At 74.9% G+C, this 21,650-nt stretch carries 18 protein-coding genes and 2 pseudogenes; 10 read left to right on the top strand and 10 right to left on the bottom strand.

Going from position 1 to position 21,650, the window contains the following annotated elements:
* Window positions 1-12: 12 nt before the first annotated feature.
* The 6 genes and pseudogenes from QQK22_RS00725 to uraD all read right to left on the bottom strand — a co-directional run bounded on the left by QQK22_RS00725 (window position 13) and on the right by uraD (window position 3,888).
* Complete coding sequence (locus tag QQK22_RS00725; RefSeq protein ID WP_284252459.1) at window positions 13-1,485, bottom strand: NCS2 family permease; 1,473 nt, start codon at window positions 1,483-1,485, stop codon at window positions 13-15.
* 289 nt (window positions 1,486-1,774) lie between these two features.
* Entirely contained in the window at window positions 1,775-1,966 is a 192-nt protein-coding gene (locus QQK22_RS00720; RefSeq protein ID WP_284252825.1) for a hypothetical protein, read from the bottom strand.
* Between the two features lie 98 nt (window positions 1,967-2,064).
* Window positions 2,065-2,253, bottom strand: a pseudogene (locus tag QQK22_RS00715) (FAD-dependent urate hydroxylase HpxO); the annotation flags it as partial.
* The gene (locus tag QQK22_RS00710; protein ID WP_284248627.1) at window positions 2,253-2,972 is read right to left on the bottom strand and encodes an FAD-dependent monooxygenase; all 720 of its coding nucleotides are present in this window, start codon (window positions 2,970-2,972) and stop codon (window positions 2,253-2,255) included. The gene QQK22_RS00710 and the pseudogene QQK22_RS00715, both read right to left, overlap by 1 nt.
* 77 nt (window positions 2,973-3,049) lie before the next feature.
* Window positions 3,050-3,370: a hydroxyisourate hydrolase gene (uraH, locus tag QQK22_RS00705; protein WP_284252457.1), complete on the bottom strand. Its 321-nt coding sequence runs from the start codon at window positions 3,368-3,370 to the stop codon at window positions 3,050-3,052.
* A gap of 14 nt (window positions 3,371-3,384) precedes the next feature.
* Window positions 3,385-3,888 carry a 2-oxo-4-hydroxy-4-carboxy-5-ureidoimidazoline decarboxylase gene (gene uraD, locus QQK22_RS00700; protein WP_284248625.1) on the bottom strand — a complete coding sequence of 168 codons (504 nt, stop codon included), beginning with the start codon at window positions 3,886-3,888 and terminating at the stop codon, window positions 3,385-3,387.
* Window positions 3,889-4,032: 144 nt separating this feature from the next.
* Here uraD and allB point away from each other — a divergent pair, with 144 nt between their 5' ends.
* The 10 genes and pseudogenes from allB to QQK22_RS00650 all read left to right on the top strand — a co-directional run bounded on the left by allB (window position 4,033) and on the right by QQK22_RS00650 (window position 14,887).
* Window positions 4,033-5,340 carry an allantoinase AllB gene (gene allB / locus QQK22_RS00695; protein WP_284248623.1) on the top strand — a complete coding sequence of 436 codons (1,308 nt, stop codon included), beginning with the start codon at window positions 4,033-4,035 and terminating at the stop codon, window positions 5,338-5,340.
* Window positions 5,337-6,422, top strand: coding sequence for an acetamidase/formamidase family protein (locus tag QQK22_RS00690; RefSeq protein ID WP_284248621.1), 1,086 nt, complete (start codon window positions 5,337-5,339; stop codon window positions 6,420-6,422). The genes allB and QQK22_RS00690 overlap by 4 nt, the downstream gene beginning before the upstream one ends.
* Entirely contained in the window at window positions 6,415-8,079 is a 1,665-nt protein-coding gene (locus tag QQK22_RS00685) for an AtzH-like domain-containing protein (protein WP_284248619.1), read from the top strand. The genes QQK22_RS00690 and QQK22_RS00685 overlap by 8 nt, the downstream gene beginning before the upstream one ends.
* Window positions 8,080-8,151: 72 nt before the next feature.
* Complete coding sequence (locus QQK22_RS00680; RefSeq protein WP_431310117.1) at window positions 8,152-9,420, top strand: pyridoxal-phosphate-dependent aminotransferase family protein; 1,269 nt, start codon at window positions 8,152-8,154, stop codon at window positions 9,418-9,420.
* Entirely contained in the window at window positions 9,417-10,775 is a 1,359-nt protein-coding gene (locus QQK22_RS00675; RefSeq protein ID WP_284248617.1) for a Zn-dependent hydrolase, read from the top strand. The genes QQK22_RS00680 and QQK22_RS00675 overlap by 4 nt, the downstream gene beginning before the upstream one ends.
* A gap of 354 nt (window positions 10,776-11,129) precedes the next feature.
* Entirely contained in the window at window positions 11,130-11,819 is a 690-nt protein-coding gene (locus QQK22_RS00670; protein ID WP_284248615.1) for an ABC transporter substrate-binding protein, read from the top strand.
* Window positions 11,738-12,184 (top strand): ABC transporter substrate-binding protein, encoded by a 447-nt coding sequence (locus tag QQK22_RS00665; RefSeq protein ID WP_284248613.1) that lies wholly within the window; start codon window positions 11,738-11,740, stop codon window positions 12,182-12,184. Before QQK22_RS00670 ends, QQK22_RS00665 begins: the two co-directional genes overlap by 82 nt.
* A gap of 124 nt (window positions 12,185-12,308) precedes the next feature.
* Window positions 12,309-13,079, top strand: a complete 771-nt coding sequence (locus tag QQK22_RS00660) for an ABC transporter ATP-binding protein (RefSeq protein ID WP_431310175.1) — start codon at window positions 12,309-12,311, stop codon at window positions 13,077-13,079.
* Window positions 13,069-13,899 (top strand): annotated as a pseudogene (locus QQK22_RS18450) (ABC transporter permease); the annotation flags it as partial. The gene QQK22_RS00660 and the pseudogene QQK22_RS18450, both read left to right, overlap by 11 nt.
* A gap of 88 nt (window positions 13,900-13,987) precedes the next feature.
* A complete protein-coding gene (locus QQK22_RS00650) occupies window positions 13,988-14,887 on the top strand; it encodes an ABC transporter permease (protein WP_284248611.1) in 900 nt (299 codons plus the stop codon).
* Between the two features lie 507 nt (window positions 14,888-15,394).
* Here the strand turns inward: QQK22_RS00650 and QQK22_RS00645 are convergent.
* Genes QQK22_RS00645 through QQK22_RS00630 form a run of 4 tightly spaced genes read right to left on the bottom strand, consistent with a single transcriptional unit; the run spans window position 15,395 to window position 21,622 of the window.
* A complete protein-coding gene (locus QQK22_RS00645; RefSeq protein WP_284248609.1) occupies window positions 15,395-18,310 on the bottom strand; it encodes a molybdopterin-dependent oxidoreductase in 2,916 nt (971 codons plus the stop codon).
* Window positions 18,307-19,209 (bottom strand): FAD binding domain-containing protein, encoded by a 903-nt coding sequence (locus QQK22_RS00640; RefSeq protein ID WP_284248608.1) that lies wholly within the window; start codon window positions 19,207-19,209, stop codon window positions 18,307-18,309. Before QQK22_RS00640 ends, QQK22_RS00645 begins: the two co-directional genes overlap by 4 nt.
* A gap of 2 nt (window positions 19,210-19,211) precedes the next feature.
* Window positions 19,212-20,606, bottom strand: a complete 1,395-nt coding sequence (locus QQK22_RS00635; RefSeq protein ID WP_284248606.1) for an 8-oxoguanine deaminase — start codon at window positions 20,604-20,606, stop codon at window positions 19,212-19,214.
* Window positions 20,603-21,622 (bottom strand): XdhC family protein, encoded by a 1,020-nt coding sequence (locus QQK22_RS00630; RefSeq protein ID WP_284248604.1) that lies wholly within the window; start codon window positions 21,620-21,622, stop codon window positions 20,603-20,605. Before QQK22_RS00630 ends, QQK22_RS00635 begins: the two co-directional genes overlap by 4 nt.
* Window positions 21,623-21,650 lie beyond the last annotated feature (28 nt).

The following is a 21,650-nucleotide window of genomic DNA, read 5'->3' as shown; positions in this document are numbered from 1 at the left end:
TCGGCCCCCGCCTCAGCCCACCAGCGCCTGGATCGGTCCGCGCGCGAAGTACGCCACGAACATCACCGCGGCCACCCACATCAGCGGGTGCACCTGGCGGCCCTTGCCGAGCAGCACCTTGATCAGCACGAACATCACGAACCCGGCACCGAGACCCACGGTGATCGAGTAGGTGAACGGCATGAGCGCGATCACCAGGAACGCCGGGATCGCGACCTCGAGGTTCTTCCAGTCGATCCCGGTGATCTGGGTCATCATCAGGAACCCGACCACCACGAGCGCGGGCGCCGCGGCCTCCGCGGGCACCATCAGCACGAGCGGGGACAGGAACGTCGAGAGCAGGAACGCGACACCGGTCACGACCGAGGCGAGCCCGGTGCGGGCGCCGTCGGCCACCCCGGCCGAGGACTCGATGTAGGCGGTGTTCGAGCTGACCGACCCGGCACCCCCGACGATCGCGCCGAACGAGTCGACCACGAGGATCTGCTTGGTGCGTGGCGGGTTGCCCTTCTCGTCGAGCAGGCCGGCGGCGCCGCCGATCGCGACCATCGTGCCCATCGTGTCGAAGAAGTCGGCCAGCAGCAGCGTGAAGACGAGCAGCACCACGGTGATGAACGTGAGCTTCTCGAACGACCCGAAGACCGAGACCTGCCCGAGCAGGGAGAAGTCCGGCGTCGCGACGGGCGAGCCGGGCCAGACCGGAACGTTGCTCGCCCAGCCGGTCGCGTCGTCGCCGTCGCCCTGGACGTGCCCGAAGGTCTCGATGAGGAAGGCGAGCACCGTCGTCGCCACGATCGAGATGAGCAGCGCGCCGCGCGTGCGCCGGATCCACAGCACGATCGAGGTCACGAGCCCGACGACGAAGACCACGAGCGGCCAGCTGGCGATCGACCCCTCGATGCCGAGCTCCACCGGCGTGCCGGCCCCCGTGCGGACGAAGCCGGCGTTGACGACGCCGATGAATGCGATGAACAGCCCGATGCCGACGCTGATGGAGACCTTCAGCTCCGCCGGGACCGCGTTGAAGACCGCCTGCCGCACCCCGGTCAGCACGAGCGCGAGGATGAGCACGCCCTCGAGCAGCACGATGCCCATGGCGTCGGCCCAGGTCATCTCGGGCATCAGCGCGATCCCGTAGGCCACGACGGCGTTCAGCCCGAGTCCCGCGGCCATCGCGATCGGCATCTTCGAGATCGCCCCCATCGCGATGGAGAGCAGCCCGGCGATCAGCGCGGTGGTCGCGGCGATGCGCACCTGTGCCGACGCCGCGTCCCCGCCGCCGAGGAAGGCGCCGGTCGCATCGGTCCCCCCGAGGATGATCGGGTTCAGCACGATGATGTAGCTCATCGCGACGAAGGTCACGATGCCGCCGCGGACCTCGCGAGCGATGGTCGAGCCCCGCTCGGAGATCAGGAAGTAGCGGTCGATCGTCCCGGCGAGGCCGGTGCGGGGCGCGGCTGACGAGGGTGGCGCGGTGGTGGGCATGCGCCCATGGTGGCAGGCGGCGGCGCGCCCCCGCCGCGGGCGGACACCCCGCGGACGCGGGCGATGCCGCCGACGGCGCAGCCACCGCGAGGCGGGCCCCGGCGGTCCGGGCCCCTCGCTCACAGCGGCTGGCCCCTCGCTCACAGCGGCTGACGGTCGGGCGGAGCGTCGGCCGACGGCGTGTCCGGGCCGACACGCCGCGTCGTCACCACGCCAGCCGCTCTCCGCGAGATCCAGCCGCTGTGAGCGAGGGGTGGGCAAGACCGCCGCCCCGCGGCCCGCCGCCGCCTCAGAGCGGCCGGCCCCCGAGGTCCACCGGGCTCCCCGTGATGTTCCCGACGATGCCGCGCAGGATGCCCGCGCCGTCGGTTCCGCGCAGCCCGTCGTACCAGGCCTGGGTGGCCGCGGGGTCGAAGGCGTGAGTCTCCTCGCTGCGCCGCCGCGCCCGCAGCACCAGGTCCCCGGCCCGCTCGCTGCGCACCTGCTGGTAGCGCAGCAGCGTGTCCTCGACACCCCCGTGGTGCTGGCGAACAGGATCCCGAGCGCGAACGCGTCCTCCAGCGCCAGGCACGCCCCCTGACCGATGTCGGGCGAGGTGTTGTGCGCGGCGTCGCCGAGGATCGCCACGCGGCCGCGGACCCAGGTGTGGAACGGGTCGATGTCGAAGATGTCCACCCGGTTCAGGGACCGCTCGGGCTCGATCGCCCCGAGCAGCGCCCGCACGCCCGGCGCCTCCCAGTGCCCGAACGCGGCGTCCAGCTCGGCCATCACCGCAGCCGGGTCGGGTCGCTCCGCACCACCGAGCCCCGGGCCTGCGGCACGTCGAACCAGAAGTAGAACCGCTCACCGGCCACGGGCATGACGGCGCAGCGCTTCCCCTCGCCCACCCAGGTCGTCCACCGCGTCAGCGGCGCGATCGCCGGATCAGCCGTCACGAGACCGTTGACGTTCGTGTACCCGCTCGACACCCGCTCGGGCCGCACCCCGCCCGCTGTGACGTGCTCGCGCACGAGCGAGCGCGCGCCGTCGGCACCGAGCAGGAGATCGCCCGAGTCCACCGATCCGTCCGCGAACGTCACGGTGACGCGCTCGCCGTCGTCCGCGACGGCGACCACCTCGCGCCCCAGGTGCAGGTGCGCAGGCCCGACCCTGTCCATGAGCAGCGCCTGCAGGTCCGCGCGCGCCACGGGGTAGGGGCGCTGCCCGGTCGCGGCCGTGACCGGCGCGAGCGAGAAGTCGCACCAGGTCTCGCCGTCGGACCCGGCCGCGTACGCCATCGTGTCCATGCGCCCGCCGAGCGCCGCGACCTCCGCGCCGAGCCCGAGCCAGTTCAGCACCTTGACGCCGTTGGACCACAGCGAGAGCGCCGCCCCGACGGGCCGGTTCTCGCGCATCCGGTCGTACACCACGACGTCGTGCCCCAGGCGCTGCAGCGCGATCGCCGCGCTCGCCCCGCCGACGCCGGCTCCCACGATGATGATCCTCATGCCCGGGACGGTAGGCCCCGGGTGTCACGCGCTCGTTTCGCGCAGGCGACGCCGCCGGTCCCGCCCTCAGCTCCGCCTCAGCTCCCCCGGTAGGTCGTGTACGAGAACGGGCTCAGCAGCAGCGGCACGTGGTGGTGCCGCGGCGAGCCGTCGGCCTCGTCGGCCAGCGCGAACGTCACCCGCACCCGCGGGTGGAACGCCGCGACCCCGCGCGCGGCGAAGTACGCCCCGGTCGCGAACGCCAGCTCGTACGTGCCCGCCGCGAGCCGCGCCGGACCGAGCCCCGCACGCCCGTCGGCATCGGTCTCGCCCCGCGCGATCTCCGCGCCGCCCTCGTCGGTCAGCACGACGGCGACGCCGGAGGCCGGCCGCCCCGTCGCGGCGTCCAGCACGTGCATGGTCAGGTGGGGTCTCACCGGTCCTCCTCGATCGCGGACGTCAGTCGGAGCAGGGCGATCTCCCGCAGCTGGTCCAGGGCCTCGGCCACCTCGGCTGCGTCGTCGTTGGCCAGGCGCTGCCGCGCCTGCGCCAGGATCTCCTCCGGCGTCCGGCCGGCGGCACGCACGAGGAAGACGCGACCGAAGCGAGCCTCGTACGCGGCGTTGGCCTCCGCGATCGACGCGGCGACGTCGTCGCCCGCCCCGGCCACCGATGCCTGCTCACCCCGCGAGGCCTGCGCGCTCGCCCCCTCGCCGGGGTGCCGGTCCCCGATGCGCGGGTGGTCGGCGAGGGCGACGTCGAGCTCCGCCTCCCCCCACGTCCTCGCCACCGCGTCGGCGCGCGCGAGCAGCGCCGCCCGCGTGCCGTACGGCCTCCCCGCCACGACCTCCTCGACCCACGCCGGGACGGCCGCCCACACGGCCACCACCGCGGCGGCGTCGGACGGCGACTGCGCGTCGAACTCCTCGATCCTCACGGGGACACCGTAGGCGCGCGCACCGACATCGCACGCGCCACGCCGAGGTAACGCCCGGGAAACCCGGGCTGCCTAGGGTCACCGCATGACGCCCCCGGCCACCGCCGCCCCGCGGCCCACCCGCCCCCGCGCTCCGTGGCCGCGATGCGCACCCACCTCGGCGGCGCCGAGCGCCCCGCCACCATCCGCATCGAGGCCGGCGTCATCACCGCGGTCGAGGACTTCGACGCCCGCGCCGACGTCGTGCTCGGCCCCGACCAGGTGCTCCTGCCCGGCCTGGTCGACTCCCACGTGCACCTCAACGACCCCGGCCGCACCGACTGGGAGGGCTTCACCACCGGCACGGCGGCGGCCGCGGCGGGCGGCGTCACGACCGTCGTCGACATGCCGCTCAACAGCCTCCCCGTCACCACCACCCCCGAGGCGCTCGCGGCCAAGCGCGCGGCCGCCGTCGGCAACCTCGCCGTCGACCTCGCGTGCTGGGGCGGCGCCGTGCCGGAGAATCTCGGGCGCCTGCGCGCGCTGCACGAGGCCGGCGTCACCGGCTTCAAGTGCTTCCTCGCCCCCTCCGGGATCGACGAGTTCGGCCACCTCGACGCCGCGCAGCTCGAGGCGGCCCTGGCCGAGATCGCCGCGTTCGACGGCGTGCTCGTCGTCCACGCCGAGGACCCCGTCCACCTGCACCCGCCCGGGCCGCTGGGCCCGCGCTACGCCGACTTCCTCGCCTCGCGACCGGCCGCGAGCGAGGCCGTCGCCGTCGCCGCCGTGATCGAGGCGGCCCGCCGCACCGGCGCCCGCGCGCACGTCGTCCATCTCTCGGACGGTGCGAGCCTGGACGCCGTGCGCACCGCGAAGGCCCAGGGCGTGCGCCTCACGGTCGAGACCTGCCCGCACTACCTCACGCTGCAGGCCGAGGACGTGCCCGACGCCGCTCCCGCCTACAAGTGCTGCCCGCCCGTGCGCGATCGCGCGAACCAGGACCTCCTGTGGGAGGGCGTCGCCGACGGCACCATCGACGCCGTCGTCAGCGACCACTCACCCTCCACGCACGCGCTGAAGGAGCAGGGCGACGGCGACCTCGGCCTCGCGTGGGGCGGCATCTCGGGCCTTCAGACCGGTCTCGCCACGGTCTGGACCCGCGCCCGGCAGCGCGGCCTCGACCTCGCGGACGTCCTGCCCCTCCTCACGACCGGGCCGGCCGGGATCGCGGGCCTGTCCCGCGCGGGCCGCCTCGCCGTCGGCGCCCCCGCGCACCTCGTGGCATTCGAGCCGGATACGGCCTGGACGGTCGACGCCGCGCGGCTGGAGTACCGCACCAAGCTGAGCCCGTGGCACGGGCAGGAGCTGCAGGGTCTCGTGGCCGCGACCTGGGTCAACGGCGAGCAGGTGTGGGACGCCGGCGCCGGCCTCCTGACCCGGGCCGGCCGCGACCTGACGGAGGGACCGCGGTGAGCGTCCTGCAGCCGCACGAGGGCGAGATCCCCGGAGAGCACTACCTCCCCGCCACCCCCGAGCACGTGCTGTGGGGCCGGCTCCCGTGCGGCGCCGACACCCCGGTCCTCCGCGTCCGATCCGGTGCGAGCGTCACGATCGACACCGTCAGCCACGAGGGCCTGCTGCCCGACCAGGGCTCCGACCCCGTCGCGTTCTTCGCGGGGCACGGCGTGGCGCGCGAGGACGTCCTCACCGACGCGATCGCGATCGTGGACCAGGTCTCGCGCGACGGCGATCACGACGGCCCGCACGTCGTCACCGGCCCGATCCTGGTCGAGGGCGCCCAGCCCGGCGACGTCCTGAGCCTCACCGTCGAGCGCCTCCAGCCGCGCGTGCCCTACGGCGTCATCTCCAACCGGCACGGCCGCGGCGCGCTCCCGGGCGAGCTGCCCCGCGGCGGCGCCACGGTGAGCGTGTTCTCGCCGGTGCAGGAGCGGGCGGACGGCGCCGTCGCCACCCTCCCGCTGCACGACGGCGGCGCGCACGTCGTCGCCTACCCCCTCGCCCCGTTCCTGGGCACGATGGGCGTCGCGACGGCGGGCGATCACCGCGCGCACTCCGTCCCGCCCGGGGCGCACGGCGGCAACATCGACGTGAAGCTGCTGGTCGAGGGGACGCAGCTGCACCTCCCGGTCCAGGTGGCGGGGGCGCTCGCCTACGTCGGCGACCCGCACTTCGCGCAGGGCGACGGCGAGGTCGCGCTCACCGCGCTCGAGGCGTCGCTGCGCGCGACGGTGCGCCTCGACGTCGTGCCCGCCGCCGAGGCCCGCGCGCGGTTCGGCGAGCTCGACGGCCCGCTGGTGGAGACGCCCGAGCACCTCGTGCCGACCGGGCTCAGCGCGGACCTCGACGAGGCGGTGCGCCGGTGCGTGCGCGCGTCGCTCCGCCTGATCCAGGCCCGTTGGGGCATGGCGGAGCACCTCGCCTACGCCTACCTCTCGGCCGCCACGGACCTCGACATCTCGCAGGTGGTCGACCTCGTGTGCGGCGTGCACGCGCGGATCCGGAAGGCGGACTTCGCGGAGGTGGAGCGTGGCTGAGCCGATCGAGCCGGAGGCGGTGTACGCGGACGACGGCGAGGCGCTGCCCGCCGACCTGCGCGCGGCGTTCGACGCCTACGAGCGCGCCCTCGCGGTCGACGACCTCGCCGCGCTCGACGCCGCCTTCGCCCCGGGTCCGGGCACGATCCGCGCCGACGGTACCGGCGTCCTGGTCGGCCACGACGCGATCTCCCGCTTCCGTGGCTCGCGCGGGGGCGTCGCGCCGCGCGTGATCGAGCGGCTCGAGGCGCGCCGCCTCGCGCCGCAGACGTGGCTGCTCGTGGCGACGTCGCGCTACGCCGCCGGGGGCACCGGCGTGCAGACCCAGGTGTGGCAGCGCGTCACCACGGGCTCAGCGGACACCGACGCCGGCCGCTGGGTGATCACCGCGGCCCACGTCACCCCGCGCGCGCAGGCGTTCGACCGCTCGATCTGGCGCACCGTCGGCGACCCGCTCTACCAGGGAGCGTGGGAGGGCCCGCTCGCCGGGCTCACCGTCGCGGTCAAGGACCTGTTCGCGATCCGCGGCTACCGCATCGGCGCGGGCAACCCGACCTGGCTGGAGCAGTCGCGCCCGGAGACGACGAGCGCGCCCGCCGTCGCCGACCTCCTGCGCGCCGGGGCGTCGCTTCGTGGCATCGCGCGCACGGACGAGCTCGCCTACTCGGTCGCGGGCGCCAACGCGCACTACGGCACGCCGCCCAACGGCGCCGTCCCCGGCGCGCTGCCGGGCGGCTCCTCGAGCGGCCCGGCCTCCGCCGTCGCGACCGGTCAGGCCGACGTCGCGCTCGCCACCGACACCGCCGGATCGATCCGCGTCCCCGCCTCCTACCAGGGGCTGTGGGGGCTGCGGACGACGCACGGGCTCGTCCCGCGCCAGGGCCTGCTGCCGCTCGCGCAGTCCTTCGACACCGTCGGGTGGCTGACGCGCGACGGCGCGACCCTCGAGCGCGTCGTCGCGGCGGCGCTGGGTGCGGACGGCGATCCCGACCTCGACGGCGGCGCGGGGCCCGACGGCGCGGCCTCGCTCCCGTGGCACCTCGCGATCCCGCGCGAGGTGCTCGCCGTCGCCGAGCCGGGGACCGCCGCGGCCCTGGCCGCGCTCGTGGCGCGGCTGCGCGGCGTCGACGACGCCCCGGCGGTCGAGGAGGTCGACATCGGCGACCTCGCCGCGTACGCCGAACCGTTCCGCGTCGTGCAGGCCGCCGAGGCCTGGCGCAACCACGGCGCGTGGGTCACGGCGAACCCGGGCGCGCTCGGCGCGCCGGTCGCCCACCGCATGCAGCAGGCGAGCACCGTCACGGCGGCGCAGGAGGCCGCTGCTCGCGAGGAGCTGGCGCTGCGGCGCGAGCACCTGCGCGCCGTCGTGACCGATCGCGTGCTGCTGATGCCGACCGTGCCGGGCCCGGCGCCGTCCCGCGCCACGAGCGGCGGTGACGGAGCCGCAGCGGCGGCCGACGACCTGCGCGTGCGGACGCTGCGGACGACCACGCCGGCCTCCGCCGCCGGTCTGCCGTCGATCTCGGTGCCGCTGGTGCGGGTCACCGGGGCCTCGGGAGCACCGGCCCCGGTCGGGCTGTGCCTCACGGCGGCCTCCGGCAGCGACCTCGCCCTGGTCCAGCTCGCCCGACGCCTGGCCGATCTGCTGGGACCCTAGGAGTCGGCGCCCGCGCCCGCCCGATCCCCGCCGCACCCCCGCACCACACGCCCGCACCACCGAAGGATCCCCGTGCCCGAGACCGCCCCGATCACCGTCCCCGGCCCCATCTCGCCGCCGCACCGCCTCCTCATGGGCCCCGGTCCGGTCGACGCCTACCCGAGCGTGCTGTCCGCGATGTCCGCGCGCCTCGTGGGCCAGTACGACCCGTTCATGACGCGGTCGATGGTCGAGACGCAGGAGCTCTACCGCCACGTCTGGGGCACGACGGCGGAGGCGTCCGTCCTCGTGGACGGCACCTCGCGCGCGGGGATCGAGGCGGCCATCACGTCGCTGGTGCGCCCGGGCGAACGCGTCCTGGTGCCGATCTTCGGCCGGTTCGGGCACCTGCTGGCCGAGATCGCCGAGCGCGCGATGGCCGAGGTCCACACGATCGAGGTGCCGTGGGGGCAGGTCGTGACGCCGTCGGCGATCGAGGAGGCGGTCGTGCGGGTGCGCCCGACGCTGCTCGCGCTCGTGCAGGGTGACACCTCCACCACGATGCTGCAGCCGCTGGACGAGATCGGCGACATCTGCGAGCGCCACGGCGTGCTGTTCTACACCGATGCGACCGCCTCGCTCGGCGGGAACCCGTTCGAGTTCGACGCGTGGGGGCTCGACGCCGCGACCGCCGGCCTGCAGAAGTGCCTGGGCGGGCCCTCGGGATCCTCGCCGACCGTGCTGTCGGACCGCGCCGTCGCCGTCGTGCGCAGCCGCGCCCGCATCGAGGCGGGCATCCGCGAGGCGGGCGACCCTGTCGCGGGCGACTTCGTGCGCTCCAACTACTTCGACCTCGGCATGATCCTGGACTACTGGGGTCCGCGCCGGCTCAACCACCACACCGAGGCCACCTCGATGCTGTACGCGGCGCGCGAGTGCGCGCGGCTCATCGCGCTCGAGGGGCGCGCGGCGGTGATCGCGCGCCACGTGCGCGCGGGCGAGGCGATGCTCGCCGGGGTGCGAGCGCTCGGCCTGACGGTGTTCGGCGACGTGGCGCACAAGATGAGCAACGTCGTCGCCGTCAAGATCCCCGACGGCGTGCCCGGCGACGTCGCGCGCGCCGCGATGCTCGAGGACTTCGGCATCGAGATCGGCACGTCCTTCGGCCCCCTGCACGGGCGCGTGTGGCGCATCGGGACGATGGGCTACAACGCGCGGCGCGACGCCGTGCTCGCCACCCTCGCCGCGCTCGAGCAGGTGCTGGCGCGGTTCGGCCACCCGGTGCGCGCGGGCGCGGCGCACGAGGCCGCGGCGGACCACTACCGGGGCTCCGCCGTCGACGGCCGGGAGGCCACGGCGTGACCGAGCGCTCGCTGCTGGGGGCCGCACCCGACGTCGTCGCCCAGGCGGCCCGCCGCACGATGGCGCGCTGCGACGAGCTGGCCGCGGTGACTGCGAGCGCGGGAACGGTCGAGCGCGTGCACCTCTCGCCCGAGCACGCGCGCGCGAACCGCATCGCGGCGCGCTGGATGCGCGAGCTCGGCATGACGACGTGGCAGGACGCGGCCGGGAACCAGGTCGGGCGGCTGGCACCGCGGCCAGCCGGTGCGCTCCCATCCGCGGCGGTGGCCGAGCACGCGCGGCGCGACGACGCCCCCGCGCTCCTGCTCGGCTCGCACCTCGACACCGTGCTGGACGCGGGGCGCTACGACGGCGTGCTCGGCGTCCTCATGGCGCTCGAGGTCGTGCGGCTGCTGCGGGTGGTGGAGGGTGACGGCGACGGCGAACGCGCGTGGTCGCCTTTCCCGTTCGCGCTCGAGGTGATCGCGTTCTCCGACGAGGAGGGGACGCGGTTCGGCAAGGCGCTGCTCGGCTCCAGCGCGGTCGCGGGCACGTGGGACGAGCGGTGGTGGGCGCTGACCGACGCCGAGGGGACGACCCTGCGCGAGGCGGCGCTCGAGTTCGGCCTCGACCCGGGCCGCATCGGCGAGGCCGCGCGGCGGCCCGAGGAGCTGGTCGGTTATCTCGAGGCGCACATCGAGCAGGGGCCCGAGCTGGACCGGCGCGGGGAGTCGCTCGCGATCGTGTCCTCGATCGCGAGCGCCCGGCGCTTCCAGGTCGTGGTCGACGGCGAGGCGCGGCACGCGGGCGGCACGCCCTACGACATGCGGCGCGACGCGCTCCTGGGCGCCAGCGAGGCGGCGCTGGCCGTCGAGCGGCTGTGCCGGGCGGAGCACCACGTCGTCGGGACGGTCGGGCAGTTCGAGGCGTTCCCGGGTGCGGTGAACGTCGTTCCGGGGCAGGTGCGGTTCTCGCTCGACCTGCGCGGCGAGCTGGACGCCGAGCGGGACCGGGTGTGGGACGCCGTCGCGCTCGAGCTCGACGGGATCACGCGCGCGCGGGGGCTGCGCTGGGGCTGGCAGGAGGTGCACGACGCGCCCGCCGTGATGTGCGCGCCGCTGCTGCAGGACGTGGTGGGAGCCGGGATCACGACGACGCTGCGGCGCGGCGCCGACGACCCCGTGCGGCTGTTCAGCCGGGCCGGGCACGACGCGATGGCGATCGGTGCCGTGACCGACGTCGGGATGCTGTTCCTCCGCAATCCCGACGGCGTGAGCCACCACCCGGCGGAGTCCGTCTCGGAGGCCGACGTCGCGCTCGGCATCCGCGCGCTGGCGGAGTCGGTCCTGCGCCTGGCGGCGGAACCCCGCCCCTGACCCCCTCACCCGCGCACCTCACCCCGCCCCCTTCGCGAGAGCTTTCCTGACCCTCCCCGAGAGGATTGCTGACCCTCCCCGAGAGGATTGCCGACCCTCCCCGAGAGGATTGCCGACCCTCCCCGAGAGGATTGCCGACCCTCCCCGAGAGGATTGCCGACCCTCCCCGAGAGGATTGCCGACCCTCCCCGAGAGGATTGGCGACCCTCGCCGTCGCCCGTTACGCCCCGGAAACCGGAGCGCTCCCGTGCCAGAAACGTGGCACCCCTACCGTCGCGGCACGACACCAGACCGCTTCCCGCCCGACCCGGCCACGCCGAGGCGGGGCGGAGCGCCTCCCCGACGGAGCTGACCATGACCCACCCCTCCCGCCGCCGCCTCGCGGCCGCCACGCTCGCCATCGCCGCCCTGACGCTGACCGCCTGCTCCGGCGACTCCGACGGCGACGCCGCCGTCTCCGGCGACGACGAGTCGTTCGGCGACATCAGCGTCCAGCTGAGCTGGATCAAGAACGAGGAGTTCGCCGGCGAGTTCTTCGCCCTCGAGAACGGCTACTACACCGACGCCGGCCTCGGCGAGGTCACGCTGACCGCCGGCCCCTCGACCGGTGCCGCCGAGCTCATCTCCGGCACCACCGACGTCGCCCTGTCCGACGCCGTCTCGATCGGTTCGGTCGTCGCGAGCGAGGGCGCCCCGCTGAAGATCATCGGCACCACGTTCCAGAAGAACCCGTTCACGGTCCTCTCGCTGACCGACGGCGGAGACATCGCCACGCCGGCCGACCTCGTCGGCAAGCGCATCGGCGTCCAGGACTCCAACACCGCGCTCTTCCAGGCGCTTCTCGCGGCGAACGACATCGACCCGGCCGACGTCGAGGTCGTCCCGGTCCAGTACGACCCCGCCCCCTCGTCTCGGGCGAGGTCGACGGGTTCATCGCCTACCTCACCAACGAGGCCATCACCGTGGCGGCCGACGGCACCGCGACGACGAACCTCGCCTTCGCCGACAACGGCCTCCCGTTCGTGGCCGAGACGGTCACGGTGACCGACGAGATGATCGAGTCCGACCGCGAGAAGCTCAAGGCGTTCCTCGTCGCGGAGATCCGCGGCTGGACCGACGCCGTCAACGACCCCGAGGAGGGCGCGCGCCTGGCCTACGAGGTCTACGGCGCCGACCTCGACCTCGACCCCGAGAAGACCGTCGCGGGCGCCATGGCGCAGAACGAGCTCATCGTCTCTCCCGACACCGAGACCAACGGGCTCTTCACGATCTCCCAGGAGCTCCAGGACTCGACCATCGAGAGCCTGGCCGGCGCCGGCATCGACCTCGAGGCGAGCGACCTGTTCGACCTCTCGCTCCTGGCCGAGGTCTACGAGGAGAACCCCGACCTCGTCGACTACGCGGGCTGAGGTGGGCGGCGTGGACACGGGCGGCACCACGACCACCGGCGGCACGACCACGACGGCGGACGCCTTCGACACGTCCGGCTCACCGTCGCAGGGCTCGCGCACGACGGCGAGCCTCGGCACCGGCCTGCGGCTGGAGGGCCTGTCGAAGGTCTTCACGTCGGGCCGTCGGAGCGTCACGGCGCTCCAGGACACCGACCTGTTCACCGACCAGGGCACGTTCCTGTCGCTGCTCGGCCCCTCGGGGTGCGGGAAGTCGACGATCCTGCGGATCCTCGCGGGACTCGAGCAGCCCACGGGCGGCACCGCGCTCGTGGACGGGATGTCGCCGTACGAGCTGCGCAAGGGGAACCACCTGGGGATCGCGTTCCAGGACTCGGCGCTGCTGCCGTGGCGCAGCGTCCTGTCCAACGTCCGCCTCCCGTTCGAGGTCGCCGGGCGCAGCGTGGACCACGCCTACGTGAAGGAGATGATCGACCTCGTCGGTCTCACCGGGTTCGAGAAGGCCAGGCCGGCGCAGCTCTCGGGCGGCATGCGGCAGCGCGTGTCGATCGCGCGCTCGCTGATCCTGCGCCCCGGCGTGCTGCTGTTCGACGAGCCGTTCGGCGCGCTCGACGACATGACGCGGCAGCGCCTCAACCTCGAGCTGCTGCGCATCTGGACCGAGCGCCCGGCCACCACGCTGCTGGTCACGCACGGCATCTCGGAGGCGATCTTCCTGTCCGACCGGGTCGCGGTGATGAGTCCGCGGCCCGGCCGGGTCAAGGAGGTCCTCGACATCGACCTCCCTCGCCCGCGCACGCCCGAGATGATGCGGACGCCCGAGTTCCACGGGTACGTCGACGCCGCCTCGGAGATCCTCTTCGGATCGGGCAGGAGTGGCACCGATGACCACTAGCGCGACGGACTCCACGCCCGCCGCGCCGGCGTTCGGGCCCGGCGGCGCCCCCGCACCCGGGTCCTCGGATCCGGCGGCGGGTGCGGGGTCGGGTTCGGGTTCCGGGCGGACCGGACCCCGTTCCGGGCTCCCGCCGTGGGCGGTCGGCGTGCTCGGCGGCGTCGCCCTGATCGGACTCTGGTGGCTCCTGGCCGCGACCGTCCTGTCGAGCGTGGGCACCGGGAACGTCCAAGCGATCCCGACGCCGCCGCAGGTCCTCGCCGAGTTCGGCGAGGCGGGGTGGGCCTACTTCTGGCGCAACTTCTCGGTGACGCTGGGCGCGGCGGGGATGGGTTACCTCTGGGGGAACCTGCTGGCGCTCGTGCTCTCGGGCCTGGTGCTCGTCATCCCGCAGCTCGAGGCGCTGATCACGCAGCTCGCGATCATCACCTACTGCATCCCGATCGTCGCGGTCGGCCTGCTCGCCGTCGTGCTCATCCAGCCGCCCGGGGCGGGTGACCCCTCGGGGGTGGCCGTCCTGCTGGCAGCCCTGTCGGTCTTCTTCACCACCGTCGTCGCGACCCTCCTGGGCCTGAAGTCCGCCGACGGCTCGGCGCTCGACCTCGTCGCCGTCTACGGCGGCAGCCGGTTCACCCAGCTGATCAAGGTGCGCCTCGTGGCGGCGCTGCCCGCCATCCTCAACGGCCTGCAGATCGCCGTCCCGGCCGCCTTCCTCGGCGCGGTGCTCGGCGAGTTCTTCGGCAAGATCGAGGCGGGCGTCGGCCTGGCGATGACGCTCGCGATGCAGAACTCCGACGCCCCGCGGGTGTGGGCCCTGGCACTGGCGAGCGGGCTCGTCGCGCTGGCGGGCTTCGCGCTCGTCGGTCTTGTCGCCCGGTTCGTCGCACCGTGGTCGAGGGGGCGGAGGAGTGAGCACCGACGTGACGGCCGCCCCGCCCGGATCCACCGACCGGCCCGGTTCCGCGGACGAGCCCGAGGTCGTGACCTCGCGCGTCAGCCGCGAGGCGCGCCGCGCGGTGACCGCCGCGCTGACGCGCTCGGTGTCGACGTTCGCCCTGACGATCGTGGCGGTCGTCGTGCTGTGGTTCGGGGTGCTCGCGGTCTTCGACATCTCGCCGCTGATCGCCAAGAACCCGGTCGACGTGTGGAACTACTTCACCACCGTCCCGGCCGCCGCGGACAACCGGGCGCTCATCGGCGGCAACGTGATGGTGACGCTCGGGCACGCCGGCATCGGTTTCATCTCGGGCCTCGTGGCCGCGACGGTCGGCGCGCTGTCGTTCCAGCTCAGCAAGGGCGTCGAACACTCGATCATGCCCGCGGCCATGCTCCTGCGCTCCGTGCCGCTCATCGCGATGGCGCCCGTGATCATCCTGATCTTCGGTCGCGGGAACGCCACGATCGCCGTCATCGGCGGGATCGTCGTGCTGTTCCCCGCGCTGGTGACGATCTCCTTCGGGCTGCGCTCGGCCGCCACCCAGATGAACGACCTGATCGCCGTCTACGGCGGCGGCACGCTGACGAGGCTGCGGCTGGTCGCCGTCCCGTCCTCGCTCCCGGCGTTCTTCGCGGCCGTGCGGATCTCGGTGCCGGGTGCGATCACCGGCGCCCTGCTGGCCGAGTGGCTGGCGACGGGCGGCGGCGTCGGCGGGTCCATCGGCGGCTTCATCCCGCAGGCGCAGTTCACGGCGCTGTGGGCGTCCGTGGCGGGCATCACGGCCGTCTCGCTGGTGCTCTACAACGTGGTGCAGATCGCGGAGAACGTGGTGCTGGCCCGGATGGGGATGACGCCCCGCAAGGGCGTCTGACCCGGCCCACCCACCCCGTGCGCAGTTTCTGCTGCTTCAGCACCCACGAAGCAGCAGAAACTGCGCACGGCGTGAGTTTCGCGGGTGAGGCGGGCCTGCGGAGCGGCGGACCGCCGACACCGTTCGCTGCGCACGAATCGGTTCATCAGAGCCGCAGAAGACCCCATCTGTGCGCACCCAAGCCCGGGACGCCCGCCCCGATGCCCGCGTGGCCCACGACCGACGCCACCCGGCCCACTCACGCCGTGCGCAGTTTGTGCTGCTTCAGCACCCACGAAGCAGCAAGAATTGCGCACGGCGTGAGCTACGCGGCAGCGCGGGCTCGGCCGGCGGCGCCAGTGACCCCGCTGACACCGGTGGAGCCGGCAACGCCAGCGATGGCGGCGGCCGACGGCTGCGGCGCCGGCGGTGCAAGCCACCGCCGACGCCGTTCGCCCAGGGATTGGCCGGCGCCCGGCGTCAGCACCGCCCGGCGTCAGCACCGCCCGGCGTCACCACCGCCCGGCGTCAGTCCCGCCCGGCCGCCGCCCGCCACACCCGGTCCCGGGAGAACGGCTGCGTGTAGACCCGCGCCCCGGTCGCCCGCGCGATCGCGTTCCCGATCGCCGGCGCCACCGGGTTGTACGGCGACTCGCTCATCGACTTGGCACCGAACGGCCCCAGCTCGTCGCGCGTCTCGGCGAGGTAGACCTCGGTCAGCGGCACGTCGGCCATCTGCGGCACCCGGTAGAACCGGAACACCGGCGACGTCACCGTGCCCGTCTCGTCCACCATCACCTCCTCGAGCAACGCGCTCCCGAGCCCCTGCGCCGCCCCGCCCTCGACCTGCCCGCGCACCTGCGCCGGGTTGATCAGCGTCCCGGCATCGGCCGACTGGATCGACTGCAGCACCTTCACGGCACCCGTCTCGACGTCGACCGCCACCCGCGCCGCGTGCACGTTGAACGCCAGCGACCGCACGTACGCCCGCTCCTCCACGCTCACCCGCAGTCCCTCGGTCACGAGATCCTCGGGGGCGGCCGCCGCGATCAGGTCTGCCCACGCCACGGTCGTCCCGCCGATCACGGCACCCTCCCTCCCGAGCACGACGGCGTCGCCCACCTCCGCGGGCACGTCGCCACCGCCGCCCGCCCCCGCGCCGTCGCCCGCCACCACCTCCCGCGCGACCCGCGCCACGAGCTCCCGCATCCGCAGGCACGCCGCGTGCAGCGCCCGCCCCGCCACGGTGATGCCCGACGACGCGAACGCCCCCGTGTCGTGCCCCACCAGATCCGTGTCGGAGCGCCGGAGCTCGAGCCGGTCGCCCCCCACACCGAGCACGCTCGCCGCGATCTGCCGGTGCGCGGTCGCGCTGCCGTTGCCGAACTCGGCCGATCCGACGTCGCACACCAGCACGCCGTCCGGCCGCAGCGTCACGTTCGCGTCCGAGAAGTGCCCGCGCGGCGCCATCGTGGACAGCATCGACAGCGCCATCCCCTCCCCCACGGCCCATCCGGCCGGCGCCTCGACGCCGTTGCCCCGCGCCAGCGCGGCCTGCGCGAGGTCGAGGCACTGGTCCAGCCCGTAGCTGCCCCAGACGATGTCCTCCTCGTGGTGCTCGTGCGTCACGTGCACCGGATCCCCGTGCGCGACGACGTTGCGCCGCCGCAGCTCGAACGGGTCCATCCCGAGCCGCTGCGCGAGCAGGTCCATCGCCGACTCGACGCCGAGGATCACCTGCCCCAGGCCGTACCCGCGGAACGCGCCCGAGGGGATGTTGTTGGTGTAGACGGCCTCGGCGTCCACCCGCACGACCGGCGACCGGTAGACCGCGATCGACTCCGAGCAGCCGTGGAACATCACGCCGATCGCGTGGTTGCCGTAGGCGCCGGTGTCGCTGAGCACGTCGACCTTCATCGCGGTGAGCACGCCGCTCTCGTCGGCGCCGAGCGTGACCGCCACCCGCATCGGGTGCCGCACGGAGGACCGCACGAACTCGTCGTGCCGCGTGAACTCGTAGGCCACCGGCCGCCCGGTACGCAGCACCGCGAGGGCCACGAGGTCCTCGGTGAAGATCTCCTGCTTGCCGCCGAACCCGCCGCCCACGCGCGCCGCGAACACGCGCACGCTCTCGCGCGGCCGGTCCAGAATGAGCGCCAGCTCGTCGCGCACGAGGAACGGCACCTGCGTGCTGGAGCGGATCACGAGGCGCCCGTCGTCCTCCAGCCAGCCGATCGACCCGTGGGTCTCGAGCTGGGAGTGGCTCACCCGGCTGGTGCGCCACGTCCCACCCACCGTGACGGCGCTGGCCGCGAGCGCCTCGTCGACGTCGCCCCCGTAACCACCGTGCAGCGCGGCGACGACGTTCCGCGAGCTGTCGTGCACGCGGTCGCGCTCGTCGAGGTCGGGGTGGATCAGCGGTGCCCCCGGCCCGCGCGCCGCCTCCGGGTCGAGCACCGCGGGCAGCACCTCGTAGGTCACCTCCACGAGCGCGCACGCCCGCGCGGCCGCCTCGGCGCTCTCGGCCACGACGGCGACCACGCGCTGCCCGACGTGCCGCACGACGTCGTCGAGCATCCGCGTGTCGTCGGGGTCGTCGTCGCGGAACTGGTGCCGGGCCGTGGAGTAGCGGCGCGCCGGGGTGTCCTCGTGGGTGAGGATCGCGACGACGCCGGGGACCGCCCGCGCCGCCGCCGCGTCGATGCCGACCACCCGCGCGTGCGCGTGCGGCGAGCCGACCACGCGCAGCGTCAGCGCCCCGGGCACGACCGTGTCGAACGTGTACGGCTCGAGGCCCTGCACGATCGCTCGTCCGCGCGGCGGCCGGACCGAGACGCCGACCCCCTCTTCCATCGAGTCCGACTCGGGCTCGGCCTCGACCGACGCGCGCGACGGCGCGGCCTCCCCCAGCGCACACCCGCCGCAGCCTCCCGCGACTCCCCCACCCCCGCAGCCCGACGGCGCAGGCTCACCTCCGCCGTCGCCCTCCGTCACCTCGGCGCCGCCCGCCCGCCGCACCCCCGCGCAGATCGACTCGCGGACCGGCCGGTACCCCGTGCACCGGCACAGGTTGCCCTTCATCCGTCGTTCGAGGTCGGGCAGGTCCGACGGCGCCAGCGACGCCGCCGTCACGCTCATCCCGGGCGTGCAGAAGCCGCACTGGAACCCGAACCGCTCGACGAGCTCCTCCTGCACGGGGTGCAGCTCGTCCCCGGGGGCGAGCCCGGCCGCCGTCGTGACGCTGCGCCCCTCGGCCCGCACGGCCGGGATGAGGCAGGAGTGCACGGGCCGGCCGTCGAGCAGCACCGAGCAGGCGCCGCAGTCCCCGGCGTCGCACCCCTTCTTGACCTCGGTGTGACCGCTGGCGCGCAGCAGCGTGCGCAGGCACTGGCCGGGCGCGGGCGGCGGCGTCTCGACCTCGGAGTCGTTGACCGTGAGCCTCATGCCGCGACCCTCGTCCCCGACCCGACAGCCCCGCCCGAACTACCCGGGCCGCCCGCGAGGTCCTCGCGCACCCGCAGGGCGAGCACGGCGCTGACGGCGCGGCGCCAGTCCGCGGGCCCGAGCGGGTCGCTGTAGTAGCCCGGCGCCGCCTCGACGTCGCGCCGCAGCGCGTCCGCCGACGGCAGGGCGTCGTAGCGCAGCAGCACGGGCGTCCGGGTCGCCGCCGTGATGCCGATGACGACGCCGCCCCCGTCGGCCGGCGTCTCGAGCCGTCCGGTCACCACCGCGCCGGAGCGGCCGAGCTCGGCGAGCGCGATCTTGTGCAGGCTCGTGCGGGCGCGCAGCGCGATCGCGGGGATCTCGACGGCGCGCAGCACCTCGCCCGGTCGCAGCGCGTTGCGCGCGTTCCCGGTGATCAGGTCGGCGACCGGGAGACGCCGGTCGGTGCCGTCGGCGGCCCAGCAGTGGGCGACACCGTCGAGCCCCGCCGCGAACGAGACCATCGCGGCCGCCGCGAACGACTGGCACACGTTGCCGCCGACGGTCGCCGTCGCCCAGATCTTGAACGAGGCCAGCAGAGCGTTCGCGGCGCGGGAGGCGAGGTCGAGCGCGCACCAGTCGGCGGGCGCCGGCGGGAGCGCCGCGGTGCGCGGCGTCGCCGCCCCGCGCGCCCACTCCACCAGGGTCTCGATCGTGCACGTCGCACCGATCCGGAGGCCCGCCTCGCTCACCTCGACGTCGGGCCAGCCCATCGTGGTGAGGTCCACGAAGCCGGTGGTGCGCGGCTGCGGCTCGCTCATGAGCCACGTGCCGCCCGCCATCACGGCCTCGCCGGGTGCGAGTGCGAGGTCCTCGCGCGTGCGGGCACGTCGGAAGGACGTGATCGTGACGACGTCCACGCCTAGGCCCGCTCCGCCAGGGCGCGCGAGGCGGCCGCCACCTCGCGCGCGATCACGTCCTGCTCGCCGGTCGCGAGCGCGCCGTCGACCACCACGGGCGCACCGCCCACGAGGCTGAGCGCGATCGGCGGGAGTGCCCCGAGCCCGAGCGCGGCGACCGGGTCGAGGATGCCGGCGTGCTCCACGCCGTCCACGCGCCAGACCACGAGGTCGGCGAGCTTGCCGACCTCGAGCGAGCCCAGGTGGTCGGCGCGGCCGAGCACGCGGGCGCCGCCCGCCGTCGCCATCCGCAGCGCGGCGCGCACGCCGAGCGAGTCGGCGCCGGTGCGCAGGCGGTTCATGAGCACGGACTCGCGGATCTCGACGCCGAGCTGGCCCGACTCGTTGGAGGCCGCGCCGTCGACCCCGAGCCCGACGGCGACGCCCGCCGCCAGCAGGTCGCGCACCGGCGCGATCCCCGCGGCCAGGCGCCCGTTGGAGGACGGGCAGTGCGCGACGCCGGTCCCGGTGGCCGCGTAGCGCTCGATCGCGGGCGCGTCGAGGTGCACGCAGTGCGCCATCCACACGTCCGGCCCGAGCCAGCCGAGGTCCTCGAGGTACTGCGTCGGGGTGCGGCCGAAGTGCTCGGCGCAGTAGGCGTCCTCCTCGATCGTCTCGGAGGCGTGCGTGTGCAGCCGCACCTCGAGGTCGCGCGCGAGGACGGCGGCCTCGCGCAGCAGGTCGGCGGTCACGGAGAACGGCGAGCACGGGGCGATCGCGATCTTGACCATCGCGTCGGGCGCGTCGTCGTGATGCGTGACGACGGCGTCGTGCGAGGCCGCGAGGGCCGCCGCGGTGGTCTCGACGGCGAAGTCCGGCGGCAGTCCACCCTGCGAGGCGCCCAGGTCCATGGACCCGCGCGTGGCGTGCAGGCGGACCCCGACGCGCGCGGCGGCGTGCACGAGGGCGCCCATGATGTCGCCCGACCCGGCCGGGAAGATGTAGTGGTGGTCGCCCACGGTGGTGCAGCCCGAGCGGGCCAGCACCGCCATCGCGCCGGCCGCGCCCGCGCCGGTGAGGTCCGCGTCGATGCGGGACCACAGCGGGTACAGGGCCGTGAGCCAGTCGAACAGGATCGCGTCCTGCGCGTAGCCACGCGTGAGCCACTGGTACAGGTGGTGGTGCGTGTTGATCAGCCCGGGCGTGACGAGGCAGCCGGTGGCGTCGACGACGTGCGCGCCCTCGCGCAGGTGCGCCGGGGCGGGGCCGTCGCCGACGGCGAGGATCCGCCCCGCCTCGAGCACGACGTGGCCGCGCGCGTGCTCGCTGCCCGAGGCGTCGACCGTGGCGACGTAGCCGTTCTCGATCACCGTGCGGGTCGTGCGGGTCGTGCTGGTGCTGCTGGTCGTGCTGGTCATGCGACTGCTCCACTTCGCTGCTGATCGATCCGTGCGTGCCCGCCAGTGCTCCTCGCGCGCACCGGACCGCGGCCCTCGCGCAGGGGGCGCGCCGAGGCGGCGTGCCGCACCGCGGCGAGCTCCGCCACGATCGCGAGCGCGGTGGCGGTCTCGTCCTCGCCTCCGAGGTCGAGCCCGATCGGGGACCGCAGCCGGGCGATCGCGGCGCCGGGGACACCGGCGGCGCGCAGGGCGGTGCGGCGGCGGGCGGCGGTGGCGCGCGACGCCGTCGCACCGACGTAGCCGTCCCGCGCGAGCGCGGTGGTCAGGGCGGTGGCGAGGGCGGGGACGGCGACGCGGTCGTCGTGGGCGAGGACGACGACGGCGTCGGCCGCGCCTTCGTCGGCACCGTCGCGGGTCGCGAGGTGCGCCGCGAGATCGGCAACGACGACGCGGGTCGCGTCCGGGAAGCGGGCGGGGGTCGCCAGGAGCGCGGAGGGGTCGACGACGGTCACGGTGTGCCCCGCGGCGGCGGCGAGGCGGCAGAGCGCGGGGGCGTACCGCCCGGCGCCGAGGATCGTGAGATGCGGGCGACGGCGGTGCTGCAGCACGAGCGGGTCCTCGTCCTCGGCGGCGCAGCGGGGTTCGACGAGGGCGCCCGCGCGCGGTCCGCGCCGCAGCAGCGCGAGCTCGGCGCGCTCGCCACGCGCGGCCCGCTCGAGCGCCTCGATCGCAACGGCGTCGGCGCCCCCTGAGCCACGGACCCGGTGCACGAGGACGTCGATCGTCCCGCCGCAGTCGAGGACGAACGTCGCCCGCCGCGCGGCGCCCGTGGCCAGCACGTCGAGCCCGAGCAGGACGGCGTCCGCCTCCACGCAGCCGCCGGACAGCGCACCGACCACCCGGGCGCCGGCGGTGACGGCCATCCCGTCGCCCACCCGAAGCGGCCCCCGCCCGCGAGCGGCGACGACGGTCACCAGCGCGACGTCGTGCCCCGACCGCAGCAGCGGCGCGAGATCGGGGGCGAGGGCGAACATGCGCCGACGGTACGCAGCGTCTGTAACG

It is taken from the genome of Litorihabitans aurantiacus (assembly GCF_030161595.1).
Taxonomy (GTDB): domain Bacteria; phylum Actinomycetota; class Actinomycetes; order Actinomycetales; family Beutenbergiaceae; genus Litorihabitans; species Litorihabitans aurantiacus.
The sequence above is the reverse complement of the archived record's forward strand: the minus strand, read 5'-3'. Positions and strand labels throughout refer to the sequence as shown.

What these genes read in the sequence shown, in the direction of transcription:
- QQK22_RS00725 (WP_284252459.1), bottom strand. Translation starts at nt 1,485, where the DNA reads ATGCCCACCACCGCGCCACCCTCGTCAGCCGCGCCCCGCACCGGCCTC.
- QQK22_RS00710 (WP_284248627.1), bottom strand. Translation starts at nt 2,972, where the DNA reads ATGAGGATCATCATCGTGGGAGCCGGCGTCGGCGGGGCGAGCGCGGCG.
- uraH (WP_284252457.1), bottom strand. Translation starts at nt 3,370, where the DNA reads ATGCACGTGCTGGACGCCGCGACGGGGCGGCCGGCCTCCGGCGTCGCC.
- allB (WP_284248623.1), top strand. Translation starts at nt 4,033, where the DNA reads ATGCGCACCCACCTCGGCGGCGCCGAGCGCCCCGCCACCATCCGCATC.
- QQK22_RS00670 (WP_284248615.1), top strand. Translation starts at nt 11,130, where the DNA reads ATGACCCACCCCTCCCGCCGCCGCCTCGCGGCCGCCACGCTCGCCATC.
- QQK22_RS00645 (WP_284248609.1), bottom strand. Translation starts at nt 18,310, where the DNA reads ATGAGGCTCACGGTCAACGACTCCGAGGTCGAGACGCCGCCGCCCGCG.
- QQK22_RS00635 (WP_284248606.1), bottom strand. Translation starts at nt 20,606, where the DNA reads ATGACCAGCACGACCAGCAGCACCAGCACGACCCGCACGACCCGCACG.
- QQK22_RS00630 (WP_284248604.1), bottom strand. Translation starts at nt 21,622, where the DNA reads ATGTTCGCCCTCGCCCCCGATCTCGCGCCGCTGCTGCGGTCGGGGCAC.